20 protein-coding genes are annotated in these 17,469 nt (G+C 70.9%); 8 read left to right on the top strand and 12 right to left on the bottom strand.

Features of this window, described 5'->3' with window-relative positions; all coding sequences use genetic code 11:
• Window positions 1–16 precede the first annotated feature (16 nt).
• The 9 genes from ACTOWY_RS00100 to ACTOWY_RS00060 form a co-directional block, all read right to left on the bottom strand.
• On the bottom strand, window positions 17–532 hold the full coding sequence (locus tag ACTOWY_RS00100) for a hypothetical protein (RefSeq protein WP_441307528.1): 516 nt from the start codon (window positions 530–532) through the stop codon (window positions 17–19).
• A 10-nt stretch (window positions 533–542) separates the two neighbouring features.
• Window positions 543–1,184, bottom strand: a complete 642-nt coding sequence (locus ACTOWY_RS00095) for a hypothetical protein (protein ID WP_441307527.1) — start codon at window positions 1,182–1,184, stop codon at window positions 543–545.
• A complete protein-coding gene (locus ACTOWY_RS00090) occupies window positions 1,181–2,503 on the bottom strand; it encodes a hypothetical protein (RefSeq protein ID WP_441307526.1) in 1,323 nt (440 codons plus the stop codon). The genes ACTOWY_RS00095 and ACTOWY_RS00090 overlap by 4 nt, the downstream gene beginning before the upstream one ends.
• Window positions 2,503–2,859 (bottom strand): WXG100 family type VII secretion target, encoded by a 357-nt coding sequence (locus tag ACTOWY_RS00085; RefSeq protein WP_441307525.1) that lies wholly within the window; start codon window positions 2,857–2,859, stop codon window positions 2,503–2,505. Before ACTOWY_RS00085 ends, ACTOWY_RS00090 begins: the two co-directional genes overlap by 1 nt.
• Window positions 2,860–2,913: 54 nt before the next feature.
• A complete protein-coding gene (locus ACTOWY_RS00080) occupies window positions 2,914–3,123 on the bottom strand; it encodes a hypothetical protein (RefSeq protein ID WP_441307524.1) in 210 nt (69 codons plus the stop codon).
• A 162-nt stretch (window positions 3,124–3,285) separates the two neighbouring features.
• Window positions 3,286–4,044: a thioesterase II family protein gene (locus ACTOWY_RS00075; protein ID WP_441307523.1), complete on the bottom strand. Its 759-nt coding sequence runs from the start codon at window positions 4,042–4,044 to the stop codon at window positions 3,286–3,288.
• Between the two features lie 83 nt (window positions 4,045–4,127).
• A complete protein-coding gene (locus tag ACTOWY_RS00070) occupies window positions 4,128–4,811 on the bottom strand; it encodes a TetR/AcrR family transcriptional regulator (RefSeq protein ID WP_441307522.1) in 684 nt (227 codons plus the stop codon).
• 53 nt (window positions 4,812–4,864) lie between these two features.
• A complete protein-coding gene (locus tag ACTOWY_RS00065) occupies window positions 4,865–5,824 on the bottom strand; it encodes a nucleoside hydrolase (protein ID WP_441307521.1) in 960 nt (319 codons plus the stop codon).
• A gap of 20 nt (window positions 5,825–5,844) precedes the next feature.
• A complete protein-coding gene (locus tag ACTOWY_RS00060; RefSeq protein WP_441307520.1) occupies window positions 5,845–7,236 on the bottom strand; it encodes an NAD(P)/FAD-dependent oxidoreductase in 1,392 nt (463 codons plus the stop codon).
• Between the two features lie 274 nt (window positions 7,237–7,510).
• Here ACTOWY_RS00060 and ACTOWY_RS00055 point away from each other — a divergent pair, with 274 nt between their 5' ends.
• Window positions 7,511–9,100 (top strand): LCP family protein, encoded by a 1,590-nt coding sequence (locus ACTOWY_RS00055; protein ID WP_441307519.1) that lies wholly within the window; start codon window positions 7,511–7,513, stop codon window positions 9,098–9,100.
• Between the two features lie 198 nt (window positions 9,101–9,298).
• Here the strand turns inward: ACTOWY_RS00055 and ACTOWY_RS00050 are convergent, their stop codons facing one another.
• The 3 genes from ACTOWY_RS00050 to ACTOWY_RS00040 form a co-directional block, all read right to left on the bottom strand.
• Window positions 9,299–10,261, bottom strand: a complete 963-nt coding sequence (locus ACTOWY_RS00050) for a hypothetical protein (protein ID WP_441307518.1) — start codon at window positions 10,259–10,261, stop codon at window positions 9,299–9,301.
• Window positions 10,262–10,425: 164 nt separating this feature from the next.
• A complete protein-coding gene (ligD, locus tag ACTOWY_RS00045) occupies window positions 10,426–11,463 on the bottom strand; it encodes a non-homologous end-joining DNA ligase (protein ID WP_441307517.1) in 1,038 nt (345 codons plus the stop codon).
• Window positions 11,450–12,094 (bottom strand): NUDIX hydrolase, encoded by a 645-nt coding sequence (locus ACTOWY_RS00040; protein WP_441307516.1) that lies wholly within the window; start codon window positions 12,092–12,094, stop codon window positions 11,450–11,452. The genes ligD and ACTOWY_RS00040 overlap by 14 nt, the downstream gene beginning before the upstream one ends.
• A gap of 25 nt (window positions 12,095–12,119) precedes the next feature.
• On the opposite strand from ACTOWY_RS00040, the gene ACTOWY_RS00035 reads away from it, so the two are divergent.
• From ACTOWY_RS00035 to ACTOWY_RS00005, 7 genes are all read left to right on the top strand, one after another.
• Window positions 12,120–12,428, top strand: a complete 309-nt coding sequence (locus ACTOWY_RS00035; RefSeq protein WP_247758562.1) for a hypothetical protein — start codon at window positions 12,120–12,122, stop codon at window positions 12,426–12,428.
• Between the two features lie 47 nt (window positions 12,429–12,475).
• Window positions 12,476–12,901, top strand: a complete 426-nt coding sequence (gene msrB / locus ACTOWY_RS00030) for a peptide-methionine (R)-S-oxide reductase MsrB (protein ID WP_441307515.1) — start codon at window positions 12,476–12,478, stop codon at window positions 12,899–12,901.
• A 168-nt stretch (window positions 12,902–13,069) separates the two neighbouring features.
• Window positions 13,070–14,008, top strand: a complete 939-nt coding sequence (locus ACTOWY_RS00025; RefSeq protein ID WP_441307514.1) for a TIGR04222 domain-containing membrane protein — start codon at window positions 13,070–13,072, stop codon at window positions 14,006–14,008.
• 43 nt (window positions 14,009–14,051) lie between these two features.
• Window positions 14,052–14,957, top strand: a complete 906-nt coding sequence (locus tag ACTOWY_RS00020; RefSeq protein ID WP_441307513.1) for a TIGR04222 domain-containing membrane protein — start codon at window positions 14,052–14,054, stop codon at window positions 14,955–14,957.
• 37 nt (window positions 14,958–14,994) lie between these two features.
• A complete protein-coding gene (locus ACTOWY_RS00015) occupies window positions 14,995–15,864 on the top strand; it encodes a TIGR04222 domain-containing membrane protein (protein ID WP_441307512.1) in 870 nt (289 codons plus the stop codon).
• A complete protein-coding gene (locus ACTOWY_RS00010; RefSeq protein WP_441307511.1) occupies window positions 15,861–16,676 on the top strand; it encodes a DUF692 domain-containing protein in 816 nt (271 codons plus the stop codon). Before ACTOWY_RS00015 ends, ACTOWY_RS00010 begins: the two co-directional genes overlap by 4 nt.
• Window positions 16,673–17,062: a hypothetical protein gene (locus tag ACTOWY_RS00005; protein ID WP_441307510.1), complete on the top strand. Its 390-nt coding sequence runs from the start codon at window positions 16,673–16,675 to the stop codon at window positions 17,060–17,062. The genes ACTOWY_RS00010 and ACTOWY_RS00005 overlap by 4 nt, the downstream gene beginning before the upstream one ends.
• Window positions 17,063–17,469: the final 407 nt, after the last annotated feature.

The following is a 17,469-nucleotide window of genomic DNA, read 5'->3' as shown; positions in this document are numbered from 1 at the left end:
AGATCCGCTGGCCATGCTAGCGAGCGGCGGCCGCCTGTTCCTCCCGGTACCGCGTTCGATCGCTCTGCAGCACGGCCAGGCGCAACCAGGATCCGTCGGGCCAGCGCAGCCGGCGCGGCAGCCGCAGTTCCGGGCGGTCGGCGCCGGTCGCGGTCCACGCGTGGTGTAGTCCGCCATCGGGTCGCGGCGTGACCAGCGCGGTTCGAGAGGGAGACCAGACCAGGTACTGCGCGCCGTGCCGGAACGCATCGGCGAACCGCACGCCACCACTGTCCTCCTTGCCGCGCACGGTGTCCCGCAACGGCCACATCAACATCCTGCCCAGCAACGTCACCACGACCTCAGCCGCTGCCTGCGGGATGTCGAGGACCACCGAGACCAAGCCGAGGCAGCCGGAGCGATCCTTGGTCTGCCGCCGGACACCATCCCGGCGGCGGCCACGGACCTGGTAGCGGAGGTAGGGCGAGTCGAGCCGGAACACGCGGACCGGCTCACCCCAGGTCCGGGCGGCGGCCTCCCGCACCCGTTCCACCGCCGGCTGCTCAGGGATGTGGCGCAACGGGCACTTCCTCTCCCGTAGTCGCGGGCGCCCAGTCCAGCGAGTCGAATATGTCCAGTGCCAAGCCACAGACGGGTTCCCAGTCCTGCCAGGAGTTCGTGGCCAGCGAGATCACCGCGACCCGGGTGCCGAACGGGTCCGGTGCCCAGGCCGTCACCTCCCGGCGCAGCACCGGCGCCGACTCCTCGCCGACGTGCAGCAGCATCGGTTCCTCGACGATGGTCACCACCGCGGGCCCCGCCGTCAGCCGCACCCTGTTCGGCTCCAGCTGGCCCCGTGCCTGGTGCGCCTCGACCAGGCCGGCCAGCGCGACCTCGGGCGACTCGTGCGCCGAAGGCATCTCCGTGACGGTCAGCCAGACCATGATCAACCGCTCCGGGTCATCCGGCGACCGGTAGACCGCGGTGGCCACGAACCCGGCCCGGGTCTGCGCCGCCATCGCCCCCATGGTGGCGAAACCCAGCGCGGCCTGCGCGGTGACCTCGGCGTCGGCGGCCAGGCTGAACCGTTCCGCCACTACCTCTTTGAGCCGGTCGAACCCTTCCGGGTCGATGTCGGCCGGCAGCTCGATGAAACCCTCCGGCACCGTGATGCCGAATCCGCGCTGGTCCAGGTGGCCGATCATGCCGCCCTCCCGTTCAGGACCTGGTTGAACGCCTGGTTGGCCGGTGTCAGCGGCCGACCCTGGGTGAGCTGCTGGTAGTACTGCTGGCCCACCTCCTTGGCCCGGTCCAGGTACGGCTCGGCGAGGGTCGCACCCGTGGTGGTAGCCGCGGTGATGGCGCCGCCGACAGTGGCGGCCGCGATGTTGCCTGCCTGGGTGCCCGCCGTGGCCATCGGTGCGCCGACCGCGCGAGCGACCGCGTTCGCGGTGCCGAGCCACGTCTGCGCCTGGATCCGCGAGGCGACCTCAAGGCTGGTCTTGGCCGCCGACGCGCCCTGGGCGACGGCAGCACCGGCGCCACCCGCGCCCCTGGCGCCCTGGACAGCCGCCTTGCCTGCGTTGAACAGCTTGGGCAGCCCGGTGATGCCCTTGGCCACCCCGCCACCCGGGATCACCCCGACGGCGTCCATGGCCAGGGTCTTCCAGCTGACATCCGCGCCCGCGGCCTTGGCCAGGCCGTGCATCGCCAGGCCCGCCGCGCTCACCCCCACCGCGGCCGCGGTCACCACCTGCCCGACCACTGGAATCCACCCCACACACACCGCGGCGATGCTCAGCACCTTGCCCACCGCGCTGAGGATGTCGCCGATCAGCTTGATGTCCTCGGCGTGGTCCTTGACCCACTGCCAGGCCTTCTGCGCGAGTTCGCCGATCTTGTCGATGAACTTGCCGATGCCGTCCAGGATGCGATCGAAGAAGCCCGGTTCCTCCGGGGCCTCGTTCTTGGCCCGCTCCAGGGCCTTGGCCACGGCGTCGGCGAGTTCCTCGTGCTGGCTCAGCAGGCGGCGAGCCTGGGCCTTGATGGCGTCCAGTTCGCCGCGCGCCACGCCGAGCCGTTCACTGGCCACGCGCAGGCGCGCGTTGGCGTCGGCGAGTGCGGCGTCATCGGGGAAGTGTTGCCCGGCAAGGCCGAAGTCCGGGTGTGACTTGGCCTGTTTCACCCGGTCCAGCGCGGTACGGGCCTGGATCTCATAGTCCTTGGCCCGGCCCTGCATCGACGCCAGGTCGTGCTGCCACTGCTGGAGAATCCCGGCCGCGCTGCCCAGCGACACCTTGCCCTTTTCCAGATAGCCGGGCAGTTCGCCGACCGCGCCGCGGAACTTCTCCGCCGCCTCACCGCGCCAGATGCCCTGCGCCTGCCCGATCTGGGACAGCGCTGAATGCGTTTCGGCGAGCATCATGGACACCCGGGTGAAGTTGTGCGCCAGCGTCTCCACGCCTGCCAGCCGTCCCGGTGCCGGGTCGAAGCCCAGAGTCGGGTAGTCCTCCAGGTGGCTCATCAGCCGAGCCCCCTGGTGATCGCGGACTCCCGTGCTGGTGGCGGTGCCTGCGCGCCCTGGCCGCCGCCACCGCTGAGGAACAGCTGGTGCACGGCGCGTTCGGTGTGCTCGTAGTCCTTCTTGGTCTCGGCGAGTGCCTTGGTCATCTTCTCCGTGGCCTCGGCGATCTTGCAGATGCCGTGGTCCCAGCGGTCCTGGAAGGCCTTGCCCGCCTTGTCGATGGCCCTGCTGCCAAGCTCCTGAGCACTTGCCCCGCGGAGCGCGCTGGTCGCCCTGGTCATTTCCTCAGCGGAACGATCCAGGTTTTTGATCAACGCCTCCAGCTGGGCAAAGTTCACCCCAACCTTGTCCCCCACCGATGGTCCTCCCCTACCAGACGGCTTCGGGCGGACACTACCAGTGACGACCGGCTAGCACTCCTCGGCGTCGGCGTCCTGGCGCAGGTGGTACTCCCAGCCGTGTTCCTCGCTGTGCCGGAGGTCGTAGTGGTGCACGATCTTGGGGCCCTGGTGCAGGTGGACGTGGGTCACCGTCGCCAGTGCGGCTGGACTGGCGGAGGTGAACGTCTGCCATCGGCCGTCCAGCGGACCGCCGACGAAACGCGCCAGGAACGTGTGCACCGGGTCCTTTCCACCGTTGCGGCGACAAGTGTCTTCCCAACAGTATGCCGGTGGGTACCAACGTTGGCCGTCACGTTAACGCGTTGGGAGCAGCCGCCAGCCGCACCAGCCCCCGGAGTGTTTGCCGTTGTGGTACGCCACGTTGGCCATTGTGGACGGGACTCAGGAAGCGGTCGGCCGGGACGGTGCGAGCGGCAACCGCCGGTTGAGCGCGGCGACGACCTGAGCCCGCCCGTCCATCAGATAGAAGTGATCACCGGGAAAGACCTGTAGATCAAAACCAGCACTCGTGGTCTTGTCCCAATCCCGGGCCTGATCCACGGTCAGCTCCGGATCACTGTCCCCGGCGAACGCGGTCACCGGACACTCCAGCGCGGCCGCGGCCGCAGGCTGATAGGTCTCGATCAACCGATAGTCCGCCCGCACGATCGGCAGCAACAACTCCCGCAACTCGGGGTGCTCCAGCACCGCGGACCCGGTCCCGCCCAACGCGGTCAGCTCACGCACCAACCCCTCGTCATCGCGCAGATGCACCTCCCCCGGCACCGCGTGCGCCGGCGCCTCCTTCCCCGAGACCACCAACCGCTGCGGCATCGGCAACCCGGCCCGCCGCAACGCCAGCGCGGTCTCGTACGCGACCGAGGCGCCCATGCTGTGCCCGAAGAAGACAAACGGCCGGTCCAGCTCGGCCCGCAACCCCGCCACCAGCTGCGTGACCAGCTCGTCCATCGTCGTCAACGCGGGCTCGCTGAACCGCTCCTCCCGCCCCGGATACTGCACCGCCAGCATCTCCACCCCGGCGGGCAACAGCGGCGGCCACAGCCGGTACGCGCTGGCGGTGCCGCCCGCGTGCGGGAAGCAGAACAGCCGGAGCCGTGCCTGCGGACGGGACTGGTAGCAGCGAACCCAGGGCCCGGTCACGGGGTGGCCTCCTCGAACTCAACGGACAACGTCGAGGAAGACGGTAGCCGCCTAAGCGGGGTGGTCACCGCGTTAGCAGCGTCTCACCCGCCGCCCAGCTCGGTGAGCCGCGCCTGGGCCCCGGCGATGGCCCGATCGACCGTGAAGGCGTAGAACTGCTCGGACATGCCGGGGGTGAGCAGGTACCCGGCCAGCGCGGCCAGGCCGTCGCGCGGGTCGTCCCGGTAGGCGCCCAGTGCCTCGGTGATGGTGGTCTTGGTGCTCGCGTCCGCCGCCGACCGCTCGTCGTAGGACATGATCAACAGGATGGCCGCGTTGAGCAGGGTGCTGTAGACCATTGGCGACTCCGCGCCGAAGCCGGCGCGCCGCAGCACCCGCACGCCGCGGTCCAGGATGCGCAGGGCCGAGGGCACGATCGGGCCGCGCAGCACCAGCCAGCGGGCCACGCCCGGGTAGCCGCCCAGCACCGGGCGGGCGCCGAGCAGCAGTTCGGTGAACCAGTCCCGCCAGTCCAGGTCCTCGGCCGGACAGGGCATCCGGGACACCACCCGGTCGGCGACCGCGTGGTGCACGGCGGCCCGGTCGCCGACGTGGTGGTAGATCACCGTGGGCCAGCAGTCCAGTTCGGTGGCGAGCTTGCGCACGGTCCAGCCGGCCAGGCCCACTTCGGCGGTGAGCCGTTCGGCGGCGTCCACGATCAACTCGGCGGTCAGCGGCTGCTCGCCGCGGAAGACCCGGGGGCCGCGTTCGCTCGCGGATCTCGTCACGTGCTCACCGTAACCGCAGGCCGGTCCGGACCGGGGGCCAGCTCGGCGAGGGGTCAGACCCGGTCGATCAGGGCCTCGGTGAGCTGTTTGAAGAAGGCCGGACCGTCCACCGTGCGGGCCACCTTGATGGCGGGCCGGTCGGTGATCCCGCCGAGTTCGGCCGAGATCTCCTTGCCGTAGCCGCGCAGGTCGGCCACGGTCTGCCCGCGGGTCTTCTCCCCGCGCAGCTCCACGCTGACCGGCAGTTCGCGGTAGGTGGCCAGGTCAGGGTGCAGCAGGATGGCCGCCGCGAGGGGGTCGTAGAGGGTGCAGCAGCGTTCGCCGAGCATCCGGCTGTAGAAGTCGACGTAGAAGCCGAGCACGTCGTGCGCGAACTTGCCGCGCGGGCCGGTGCTGGCGGCCAGGGTGTCCAGCCAGTCGGCGTCGGCGCGGGCGGAGTGGGTGACGTCCAGGGCCACCAGGGTCAGCGCGAAGCCTGCGGCGAAGACCAGGTCGGCGGCCTCCGGGTCGTGCCAGATGTTGGCCTCGGCGAACGGGGTGGCGTTGCCGGGGGCGTCCACCGCGCCGCCCATCACCATCACCGAGCGCAGCAGGCTGGGCAGTTCGGGTTCCAGCAGCAGGGCCAGCGCCACGTTGGTGAGCGGGCCGAGCGCGAGGAGGTCCAGCTCGCCCGGGTGCTGCCGGGCGAGCTGGACGATCTGTTCGGCCGCGGACTCGCGCACCGCCGGCCGGGACGGCTCCGGTCCCTCCCAGCGGCCGAGTCCGTGCGGGCCGTGGACGAACTCCGAGGTCAGCAGGGGTTGGGCGAGCGGCCGGGCGGCGCCGACGGCCACCGGCACGTCGTCCAGCCCGAGCACGTCCAGGATCCGCCTGCTGTTGTCCGCGGCGACCTGCGCGGGCACGTTCCCGTGGACGCTACCCACAGCGACGATCTCCACGTCTGCCTGCGCGGCCAAATACAGGATCGCGAGCGCGTCGTCGATCCCCGGATCGGTGTCCAGCACAATTCGCACGGTTGAACAGTCAATCAGACTCACCGGTCCGTTCCGGAGAACGGTTTCGGGACTGTGATCTGGGGATTCGACTCCACCTCGGCCACGATGGCGGCCCAGTCCCGGCGCGGATGCTCCACCTGGCCGAGTGACACCACCTCGCGGCCGCAGAAGAAGGTGAGCACCCAGTCGCCGACCACCCGCACCTTCCGGTTGAGCGTGGGCACCCGGCTCAGGTGGTACAGCCGGTGCAGCAGCCAGGCCAGGAACCCGCGCAGCCGGATGCCGTAGACCTCGGCGACCCCCTTGTGCAGCCCGAGGCTGGCCACCGAGCCGACGTGCTTGTGCCGGTACCCGCGCACCGGCCGCCCGCGCACCGCGGCCCGCAGGTTGTCCGCGAGCACCTTGGCCTGCCGGACCGCGTGCTGGGCGCTGGGCGCGCACACACTCAGCCCGCTGGCCGACAGGTCCGGCACGGCCGCGCAGTCACCGGCCGACCACACCCCGTCGGCGCCGATCACCCGGAGTTCCGGATCGCACTGCACCCGGCCGCGCGCGTCCACCGGCAGACCCGATCGGGCGGCGAGCGGGTTGGCCTTCACCCCGGCGGTCCACACGATGGTGTCGGCGTCGAATTCGTCCTCTTCCGAAGACCCGCTCGCGGGGTCGAGCATGGATGGAGTGAGCACGACATGGCCACCGTCCATTGCGGACACCCGGGTGCCCAGGAGCACCTCCATGCCGCGTTTGCGCAACCGGCCGACGGTGTAGTCGGCCATGCTCGGGCTCACTTCCGGCAACACCCGATCGGCTGCTTCCACCAGCACCCAGCGCATGTCCTTTTCGGACAGTCGGGGGTGCTGTCGCAGGGCCGCGCGGGCCATGTCCTCCAGTTCGCCGAACACCTCGATCCCGGCATATCCGCCACCCACCACGACGAAGGTGAGGGCCCGCCGCCGCAGTGCCGGATCGTCGGTGGTGGAGGCCACATCCAGCCTGGAGAGCACGTGGTTGCGCAGGTGGATGGCCCCGCCGACGGATCCGAAGCCGATCCCGCACTCGGCAAGGCCGGGCACCGGGAGGGTCCTGGCGACCGCGCCGGGCGCGAGCACGAGGTGGTCGTAGGGCAGCTCGGTCGGCAGTCCCTCCACCGGCAGCACGGTGACGATCTTGCGTCCGGCGTCCACCGTGGACACCCGTCCGGTGAGCACGGTGCACTTGCGCAGGACCTTGCGCAGCGGTACTACCACATGGCGCGGCTCGATCGAGCCCGCCGCGGCCTCGGGGAGGAACGGTTGGTAGGTCATGTTCGGCTGCGGGTCGACGACGGTGATCGTCGCCTCGCCCGCGCTCAGCTTCTTCTGGAGTCGCAGCGCGGTGTACATGCCGACATAGCCGCCCCCGACCACGACGATCCGTTGCGGTCCGCTCATCGCTATCCCCGTTCGTGACGCTCTGCACTGACCCTGTCGAGCCTGCTGCGAAGCGGTCAGTGACAACTCCCCCACAGGAACCAGCGCGCTCCCCCGGGAGAGGGGATCAACGCGATTCCGGTCACGTGCGGCAACCAATTCGACTATCGGTACGTTTAACGGCCGAGGGCCGGCGCCACCCGCGGCGGCCCAGTGGAACCACTGGTCAGCGGTGCAACCCGGCTCGGGACTGCGGCGTATGAACAGCGCAGGACAGAACCGAGGAGCTGGACACATGGGCCGACGATCGCGAGAGAGTGAGCAATCCCGCACTCTGGGTAAGGCATTGCTGCTCACCCTGGGATCCACCATCGTGCCCGGCTCCGGGCACCTCGCCCTGCGTAAGCGGGCAGGCTGGTTCCTGCTGGCGATCTTCCTGCTGCTGCTCGGCGGCGGGCTCTACATCGGGCTGACCCTCACCCAGGAGGAGCTGCTCAAGTACGCGGTGTCACCACGGGTGCTGCTCGGCGCGATCATCGCCTGCGCCGTGCTCGCGGTGCTGTGGATCACCGTGGTGCTGCGCACCTTCGCGCTGGCGCGCCCGCGCGGCGGCATGCGGGCGGGCGGCCGGATCGCGGCCACCCTGGTCGTGGTCACCCTGTGCGCGGTGATCGCCGCGCCGTTCGGCTACGCCGCCTACACCGTCAACACCTACCGCTCGCTGCTGCAGAACCTGTTCCCCACCAACGGGAGCACCGCGGGCGGCCAGGGCGGCACCCAGCCCAGCCAGGGCGGCGACGTGGAGGCGATCAAGAAGCCGCGGCTCAACATCCTGCTGGTGGGCAGCGACGCCGGCCCGGATCGCACCGGCACCCGGACCGACACCATGATGGTGGCCAGCCTGGACACCCGCAGCGGCCAGACCGTCCTGTTCGGACTCCCGCGCAACCTGCAGCGCGCCCAGTTCCCGCCCGGTTCGCCGATGGCCAGGCAGTTCCCCAACGGCTTCCACGACGGCCGGGACCCGAACTCGGGCGAATACCTGCTCAACGCGCTGTACAAGTACGGCAACGAGCACCCGCAGCTGGCGCCCAGCGGCCCGAGCACGGTGGCCGGGCTGAACCTGCTCAACTCCTCGATCGGCCAGATGCTGGGCGTGGAGCTGGACTACTACATCCAGGTCAACATGGCAGGCTTCGCCTCGATCATCGACGCCCTCGGCGGCGTGGACGTCAACGTCGGCCCGCGCCCCATCCCGATCAACGGCCTCGGCCCGCACGGCGAGCAGATCCGGCCCAAGGGCTGGATCCCGGCTGGGCAGCAGCACCTCAACGGCGAACAGGCGCTCTGGTACGGCCGGGCACGCAGCGACGGCAGCGACTACATGCGGATGAGCCGCCAGCGCTGCCTGATCAAGTACGTCATCGAGCAGAAGAGCCCGATGGACATGCTGACCAACTTCCAGGGCGTGGCCGCGGCCACCCAGGACAACGTGGCCACCAACATCCCGCAGGACGTGCTGCCCGCGCTGCTGGGCCTGGCCAACAAGGCCCGCGCGCTGCCGATCCAGAGCATCTCCTTCGACCCCAACCTGTCCACCCGCAACGGCGGCAAGTTCTCCACCGCCATGCCGGACTTCAACTACATGCGCGAGGTCGTGCGCAACGCCCAGGCGATGACCACCTCGACCTCGGCCAGCCCGACCACCACCAGCACCGCGACCCCGCCGTCAAGCACCCCCGGCAAACCGGGCACGCCCACTGGCAAACCGCCGGTGCGCACCAGCGGCACCCAGCCGCCGGCGGGCAGCTCGCCGAACATCGCGCCGCCGGACTCCCTGGACCAGATCTGCTCCACCGACCCAGGTCAAACGGAGAAGAACTAACCCACCCCCCGCCCCACAATGGCCAAAACCCCGTACGACAACGGCCAACACGCGCGAAAGGTTTTCCCCCCTCGCGCGTGTTGGCCGTTCTTGTACGGAGTGTTGGCCGTTGTTGTACCGGGTGTTGGCCGTAGTCGTACGGCTCGTTGGCCGTTGTGGACGGGTGGCCCGCCGGCCGGAGGGGAAAACCCTACGAGGTCAGCGAATCCGGTTGCGCTGGGTGTTGCAGCCGTAGAAGTAGCCGCAGAACTGGGTGTAGGGACCGCGATTGGCGGTCTCCGGGTTGCCGATCACCACACCGCTGTTGTCGGTGTTACGGGCCGCCGTGCGACCCGGCTTGTGCCCCCAGAACGGTTCGGACTGCAAGCGGTACCAGTGGTAGTCGATGAAGCCGGGGCCGGGCGCGACCACCAGTGCCACCAGCGGGCGCGGCTTCTCGGTGTCCGGGAAGCAGTCGAACCGGCGGTGCATGCCGTCGGCCAGCGCACCCCTGGTCACCTCGGCACAGGTGACCGCGGAGTACATCGCGCCCGCGCCGCGGCCCGGCTGGGCGAAGGTGTTGGTCCGCCAGTTGCTGGCGTAGTTGTAACAGTTGTTGTTGGCCAGGGTGGTGGCGTCGTTGTTCCAGAACCCGGGGTTGAACGCGGTCCGCTCGATGTAACAGGTGACCGCGGCCGCCGACTCGGAATCCTCGGGCGCCCGCTCCTGCCCCGGCGCGGCGGTGGCCTCGCCGCCGCGGGTGTCCCTGGTCGAACGGGAAGCGGTGCCGGTGGCCGAGCTGACCGCCTCCAGCTGCGCACCCAGGAACGTGGCCAGTGACTCATCCAGCGGCAACGCGTCCTCGGCCGCGTACCCCGCGCTCTCACTGCGCCCGATCAGGCTGATCAGCCGCTCCCCCAGCTCGGCCGCTCCCGCGCCACCTGCCGTCGCCCCCACCGGCAGGTACACACTGGCGAGCCCCAGGTCCGACGCGTGGTCGTCCCCCAGCGTCTCCACCTGAAAGCCCCGGAAACCCAGCCCGCTCGCCGCCGGCGCGGACTCGGTGAGCAGCCCCCGGTCCGCGGTCAGCGCGCGTAACGCGGCCCGCGCCTCGGCCCCGTCCCGCACCTCCCACACCGGGTTCGACCGGCCGGAGAAAATATCTGCGGTAATGCGCAGCATCGGTTCATCCCTTCCCAGAAGACCGTCGTGCGACTGCCGCCGACGCTTCCAGGAATCCCGCCACACCAAGACAAATCAGCCCCATGAGGCGTGAAGCACAGCCCCATGGTCTGCCCGATCCGGCTGGAAATGCCTTACCGCTCTAGGGAATCCGGCCAGTTGGCCTAGCCCTCGTCCGTGACCTTACGGGCCTTCGACGGCTGCACCCTCGGCGGTTCCCCCGGCATCTTCGGGTAATCCGGCGGATACGGCATCTCACCCAGCCCATGATCCCGCTCATCCCGGGCGTACCACTCCAACGCGGTCTCGATCCCGAAGGCCTTCTCGTCCATACTCGCGTGCGCGTGCCCGCGTTCGGCCAGCAGCCCCGGCACGGTCAGCACGTCGAAATCGTCCGGGTCCACAGTGGACAGATCAGCCCAGTCCAGCGGGAAGGACACGGTCGCCCGCGGGGTGCCGCGCACCGACCAGGTGGAGGCGACCGTGCGGTCCCGCGCGGCCTGGTTGTAGTCCAGGAACACCCGTTCGCCGCGTTGTTCCTTCCACCAGGCCACGGTGGCCTGCTCCGGCTGGCGGCGCTCGACCTCGCGGCCCAGCGCGATCACCGCGTGCCGGACGTCGATGAAGTCCCATTCGGGGCGGATGCGGACCAGCACGTGGATGCCGCGGCCGCCGGAGGTCTTGGCGAAACCGGTCATGCCCGCTTCATCGAGCACCTCGCGCAGCACGCCCGCCACCCGGACCGCGTCCTGGAAGTCGGTGCCCGGCTGCGGGTCCAGGTCGATCCGCAGTTCGTCCGGGTGGTCCACGTCGGGCCGCCGGACCGGCCACGGGTGGAAGTCCAGGGTGCCCAGGTTGGCCGCCCAGACCAGCACCGCGGGCTCGGTCGGGCAGACCTGCTCGGCGGTGCGGCCGGACGGGAAGGTGATCCGCACCGGCTGCACCCACTCCGGCGCGCCCTTGGGCACCCGCTTGGCGTAGAAGGGCTCGCCGGCCACGCCGTCGGGGAACCGCTTCAGCGTGGTCGGGCGCTCCCCCAGCACGCGCATCAGCGGTCCGGCCACGGCCAGGTAGTACTCGACCACCTGGCGCTTGGTGATGCCGCGCTCCGGGAAGTACACCTTGTCCGGGCTGGACACCCGCACGGCACGCGGTCCCACCGGGCCGTCCACGGTCAGCTCAAGTGCTTCACCCCTGCTCACGGGCTGGGACGCTACCGGCCCCGGCCCCCGCGCGCAGCAGACCGAAGGTCATCGCGTGCAACAGCCCCAGGCTGGAGGGCGCACAGCTCACCAGATCGCGGCCCAGCACGTCCCGCAGGTGTTCATGACGGACCCACACCGCTGGGCCCTCATCGGGGCTCTCCGGCCCGCCCAGCCACTGTCCTACCCCGGCGTGCACGAAGTGGAACAGCTGGTCGCTGTTGCCGTTGGAGACGCACCTGGTCAGGAACAGCCGGGGGCGCACCGCGGCCCAGCCGGTCTCCTCGGCGGTCTCCCGGACCGCGGCGGCCACCGGGTCCTCGCCGGGGTCGATGCCACCTGCCGGGAGTTCCAGGCCGGTGGTCTCGGTGATGAACCGGTGCCGGTGCAGCATCAGCACCCCACGCTCGGGGTGCTCCAGCACCACGGCCACCGCGTCGGCGGTGCGGACCACGTGGTGCTCATAGGACGGCGCGGTGGGCGGGCGCACCGCGATCAGGTCCAGGCTGACCCAGTCACTGCGGTACAGGCTGCGCTGACCTGCGGATTCCCAGCGGGGCGCGCTCGGCAGCCCGGCCAGGCCGAGTGCGGGATCATAATGCGGCGTGGTGTCGGTGTCTGCCCTGTTCACAGCTCCGCACGCTACCGTTGCGGGTATGCGCGCAGCAGCACCGGACGACGAGCCGCAGGGCCCGCCAGGGCGGTTCGGTGAGGACCTGGTGGGGCTGGACCCCCACGATCCCGAGGCACGGGCCTTCGCCCAGCACCTCGACCGGATCGAGCACGCGCCCAAGCCCTACACCGTGGAGGGCTACCTGGCCGGGGTCAGCGAGTTCGCCGATTCGGCCAACCGGGTCGGCGGCGGCCGCAGGCTCACCGCGGTGGTGCTGGCCGGGCTGATCGTGCTCGGCCTGATCCTGACCTTCACCGGCGCGCTGAACACCATCCTGCTGTTCCTGTTCTGAAAGATCCGCCACGGGCACCCCCGGGCGCGGCGTATTAGCGTGGTGGCATGGATCAGGGTCCGAAGGTCGTCAAGACCGAGCAGGAGTGGCGGGAGCAGCTCACTCCCGAGGAGTACCGGGTGCTGCGCCAGGCGGGCACCGAGCGGGCGTGGACCGGCGAGTACACCGACACCAAGACCGCGGGCGTCTACGAATGCCGGGCGTGCGGGGCCGAACTGTTCCGCAGCGACACCAAGTTCGAGTCGCACTGCGGCTGGCCGTCCTTCTTCACCCCGCTGGCCGGGGAGGCCGTCGTGCTGCGCGAGGACCGCGGCATGGGCGCGGTGCGCACCGAGGTGCTGTGCGCGACCTGCCACAGCCACCTGGGGCACGTCTTCGAGGGCGAGGGCTTCCCGACGCCGACCGACCAGCGCTACTGCATCAACAGCGTCAGTCTGCGCCTGGTCGCCGCACCGGAGTCCGAGGAAAGCTGATCGGCCGCTCGGCGTAGTTGTGTAACGGCCGGATTTCGTTGTGGTTGAGCGAAATCCGGCCAAGCTCAAGCCTTCCCTAAGTTCTGCCCAATCCTGTATCAAATACTCTTGTCCCAGTGTGACCCAGACCGCACCATGAGGCTTCCTTGCTGGTGAGAGGGGGTCACGATGGACAATCCATGGGGACTGACCGGCCCGGAGTTCTTGCAGTTGTACGCCGTCGGACTGGCGGTGGCGCTGGTGCTGGCGGGGTGGATCCGGATCGCGGGGAGGCGACCGGACGCCCACGCCACCACCCAGGTCGGCGAGTTGACCACGGTCGAACTCGCGTACCTGGTCGGGGGCTCGTCCCGGGCGGTGGAGACCGTGGTCGCGGGACTGCTGGAACGGGAGGCGCTGCGGGCCGCCAGGGGCGGTTTTGTCAGCGGCACCGGTCCGCTGCTGCTCAAGGACCCGGTGGCACGGCAGGTGCGGGAGTACACCGGGGACACCGGTCGCGGGACCCTACGGTTGCTGGTGCACCGGGTCGCGGAGAGCCAGGCGGTCACCGATGTGGGCGCCCGGCTGGTCGACCGCGGGCTGCTGGTGCCGCCGGATCGGTTGCCCGGCATGGGTTTCCGCTCGGCGCTGCCACTGATCGCGCTCGGCGCGCTCGGCGTGGTGCGGGCTATCGACGGCGCCAGCCGGGACTTCCCGGTCGGCTACCTGATGCTGTTGCTGGTGCTGACCGGTGTGCTGGCCGCCTTCGCCGCCTGGCTGCCGGTGGCCTGGCGCACCCAGGCCGGGGACGCCGCGGTCGAGCGAGCACTGAAGTCCACTTCGGACAGTGCGGCCGAACACGTTGCCAGGGACGGCATCGCGGCCTACCCGGAGGCCGGCGTGCGTTCGGCGCTGCTGGGACATTCCGCCCAGGGACCGGCCCGGCAGCCGGAACCGAGGACCAGGGGCGGCCGCCGCTTGCGCGGCACCAACGACACCGGTTACCTCGCCGGGGGCTATATCGGCTTCTACGGCGGCAATAGCGGTGCGGGTGACGGCGGCGGGGGCGGCGGGGGCGGGGGCTGTGGTGGGGGCGGGGGTGGTTGCGGCGGCGGTGGCGGCGGCTGACGCGCTACCGTCGCCCCAACCAAGAGCGACGCGAGGTGGGGGTATGACCGAGACCTGGGGCCTGACCGGCCCGCAGTTCCTGCTCCTGTACGGGGCGGGGCTGCTCGTCTCGATCGTGGTGGCCGTCTGGGCCCGCCGGTCCGTCCGGCGGGCCGAGGCGGCCCCGGGAGCGGGGCGGCTCAGCGCCGACGATGTGGCCTATCTGGCAGGCGGTGGGGACCAGGTGGTCTTCACCGCGGTGGCCAGGATGCTGGCGGCGGGCAGCCTGCGCGCCTCCAGGGGCAGCTGGCTCAGCGTCACCGGCCTGGCCGCCCAGCACCCGCTGGACCGGGTGATCCTGGCCGGGCTGAACGCCCGCACCTCACCGGCGGCCACCCTGGGCAGCCTGCGCGCGAAGTACACGGGCCACCCGCTGGTCGGTCAGGTCCGCAACCGGCTGGAAACGCTGGGCCTGGTGGTGCCCCGGCGGCGGCAGGCGCTGGCCCGCCTGCGCGGCGGGGCGGCCTTCGGGTTGCTGGTGCTGATCGGGGTGGCCCGGGTGGTCGACGGGGTCGGCAACGGCAGGCCCATCGGCTACCTGGCCGGGTTGCTGGGGCTGACCGCGCCGGTGGCCCTGGTGCTGCTGATCACCAAGATGAACCGGCTCACCCTCGCGGGCGAGCAGACGCTGAACCACTTCCGCACCAACGTCTTCCGCAAACCCGCGGCGGACGATCACGACCAACTGGCACTGATCGGCGGCGCGGCCATGCTGGTCGCGCTCGGCGGGCTCGCCGCGTTCCCGGACGAGACCGTCAGCCGGGTGCTGGCGCTGCCGTCTTCCGGCGGCGGCTCCAGCGGCGGCAGTTCCTGTTCCGGCAGCAGCTCTTCCAGTTCCAGCAGCTCCTCCTGTTCCTCCTCCTCCAGCGACAGCGGCGGGGGCGGCGGCGGAGGCGGCTGCGGGGGCTGATCCTGTTAGCTCACCACGGCACCCTGGGGGTGGCGACATGCACGACACCTGGGGCCTCACCGGCCCGGAGTTCATCGGTCTCTACGTACTGGCGCTGATCATCACCGTCGCGGTGGCGATCCGCCGCCGCCTGGCCGCCCGCAAGCTCCCGCCCGGTCACCCGACCGCGCCAGCGCTGAGCGCGGACGAGGCGGCCTACCTCGCGGGCGGCACCCGCAGGCTGGTGGAGACGGCGCTGGCCCGGCTGGTCGCCGGCGACGCGCTGCGGGTCAGCCGCGGCAACCCGCCCGCGGCCACCGGCAAACCCGCAGAGTCCACAATGGACGATCGGGTGCTGACCGCGGTGCGGGACCGCAAGACCAGGGTCGGCGTCGAGGACGCCACCCAGCAGCTCGACCGGTCCCCGGAGCTGCGTGAGTTGCGGCAGCGGTTGCTCTGGGCACACCTGCTGGTGAGCCCGGAACGCTCCCGCGCGTGCCGGATGGCCGCGGCCACGGTGTTCCTGCCGATCGCGCTGATCGGCGCGCTGCGTCTGTCCGACGGGGCCAGCAACGGCAAACCGATCGCGATCCTGATCCTCCTGCTGGCCGTGACCACCGCCCTGGCCCTGATCATCACGCTCGTCCCTGGCCCGAGGGCCACCACGCTGGGGCAGCGCGCGCTGAACAGCGCCCGCGCCGACGCCCACCGCCGCAGGCTGGCCGGTGTCACGGCAGGCGGCTTCGTGGCAGGCGATGTGGTGCTCCTGGTGGCACTGAGCGGAATGAGCGGCCACCCGGACTCGGCCGTAGCCTCGGGCCTGGCCACCGACGGCGGCGGTGCGGGCGGTGGTGGCAGCGGCTGCTCCGGTGGCGGCGGCGGTTGCAGTGGCGGCGGTGGGGGCGGCGGCGGAGGTTGCGGCGGATGAGTGGCATCCCGCGGCTGGGCGTCGGCATCGGCTGGCGCCCGGAGATCGACCTGACCGTGGAACGCCTGCCCCAGGTGGACTTCGTGGAGGTGGTGGCCGAGAACCTGCCCGGCGCCACCCTCCCGGAGTCCCTGGAAATCCTGCGCGCCAGGGGAATCCCGGTCCTCCCGCACGCGGTCACGCTGTCCCTGGGCGGCGCGGACCCGGTTGTCCCGGACCGGGTCCGCCACCTGGCCGAGGTAGCCGAACGCCTGGGCGCCCCGCTGGTCAGCGACCACGTGGCCTTCGTCCGCGCGGGCGGCCTGGAAGCCGGCCACCTGATGCCCGTCCCCCGCACCCGGGACGCCCTCAACGTCCTGTGCGCCAACGTCAAAGCCGCCCAGCAGGACCTCCCGGTCCCCCTGGCCCTGGAGAACGTCGCGGCCCTGATCGAGTGGCCCGGCAACGAGTTCACCGAAGCCCAGTTCCTCACCGAACTGGCCGGCCGGACCGGCTGCCACCTCCTCATCGACGTGGCCAACCTCCATGCCAACAACCTCAACCTGGGCACCAGCCCCGAGGAATTCCTCAGCACCCTCCCGCTGGAACGCCTGGCCTACGTGCACGTCGCCGGCGGCACCACCGAACACGGCCTCTACCACGACACCCACGCCCACGCCGTCCCCCAGGAAGTCCTGGACCTACTGGCCGACCTGTGCGCCCGGGTAACCCCACCCGGCGTCCTGCTCGAACGCGACGACGCCTACCCGCCGGACGCCGAACTGGCCGCGGAACTCGCCGCCATCCGCGCCGTGGTCGAGGCCCCCAGATGACCACCCCCGACCGCACCCGCCTGGCCAAAGCCCAAGCCGAACTCCTGCAAGCCCTCCTGGCCAACGGCCCGGCCCCCGCAGGCTTCGACCCAGCCCGCCTACAAGCCCAAACCCTCGCCCTACGCGCGAAACGCCGCCGGGTGACCGCCGCCCTCCGCCCAGACCTCCCCGAACGCCTGGGCCCCCGCTTCCGCCCCCTGTTCGACGAGTACGCCACCACCCACCCCCGCCACGAAGGCACCGGCGCCCGAGCAGACGCCAACACCTTCGCCACCTGGCTAACCCAATCCGGCCACCTCCCCAAACCCCGCCGCCGCTGGTGGCCCCGCCGCCCCACAACAGCCAACACGACGTACAAGAACGGCCAACACGCCGACAAAGCCTGAAACCCCACCGGCGTGTTGGCCGTTGTGGACGGCGTGTTGGCCGTTGTGGGCGCGCCAGGCGGCGACCGTCGGGAGCAGGCGGGCGAAGCCCGAAGCATGGCGGCCGGGCGGTTCCAAGCCCCCGCGCCCGGGCGAAGCCCGAACAGGCAGCCGGGCTGGCTTTTCACACTTCCCCCGAGCGGTTCCCCATCCTCGTCAGCCTGGAGAGGACACACCGCATCCCGGGCAAGCGGCCCGCAACACAAACCGCCGCCAAGCCAACCCAACGCAACCGGCCGCTTGCCCGGGATGTGGTTTGGTATCGGAGGGCTGACGAGGATGGGGAACCGCACACGAGCACTGCTCTTCGCTCTTCAGCTCTTCCCCCTATCCTTTGATTCCTGCCCGTCCGCTGGTGTTTTAACCCG

Origin of the sequence: Crossiella sp. CA198 (assembly GCF_052078295.1) — a bacterium.
In the GTDB taxonomy this organism is placed as follows: domain Bacteria; phylum Actinomycetota; class Actinomycetes; order Mycobacteriales; family Pseudonocardiaceae; genus Crossiella.
The sequence above is the reverse complement of the archived record's forward strand: the minus strand, read 5'-3'. Positions and strand labels throughout refer to the sequence as shown.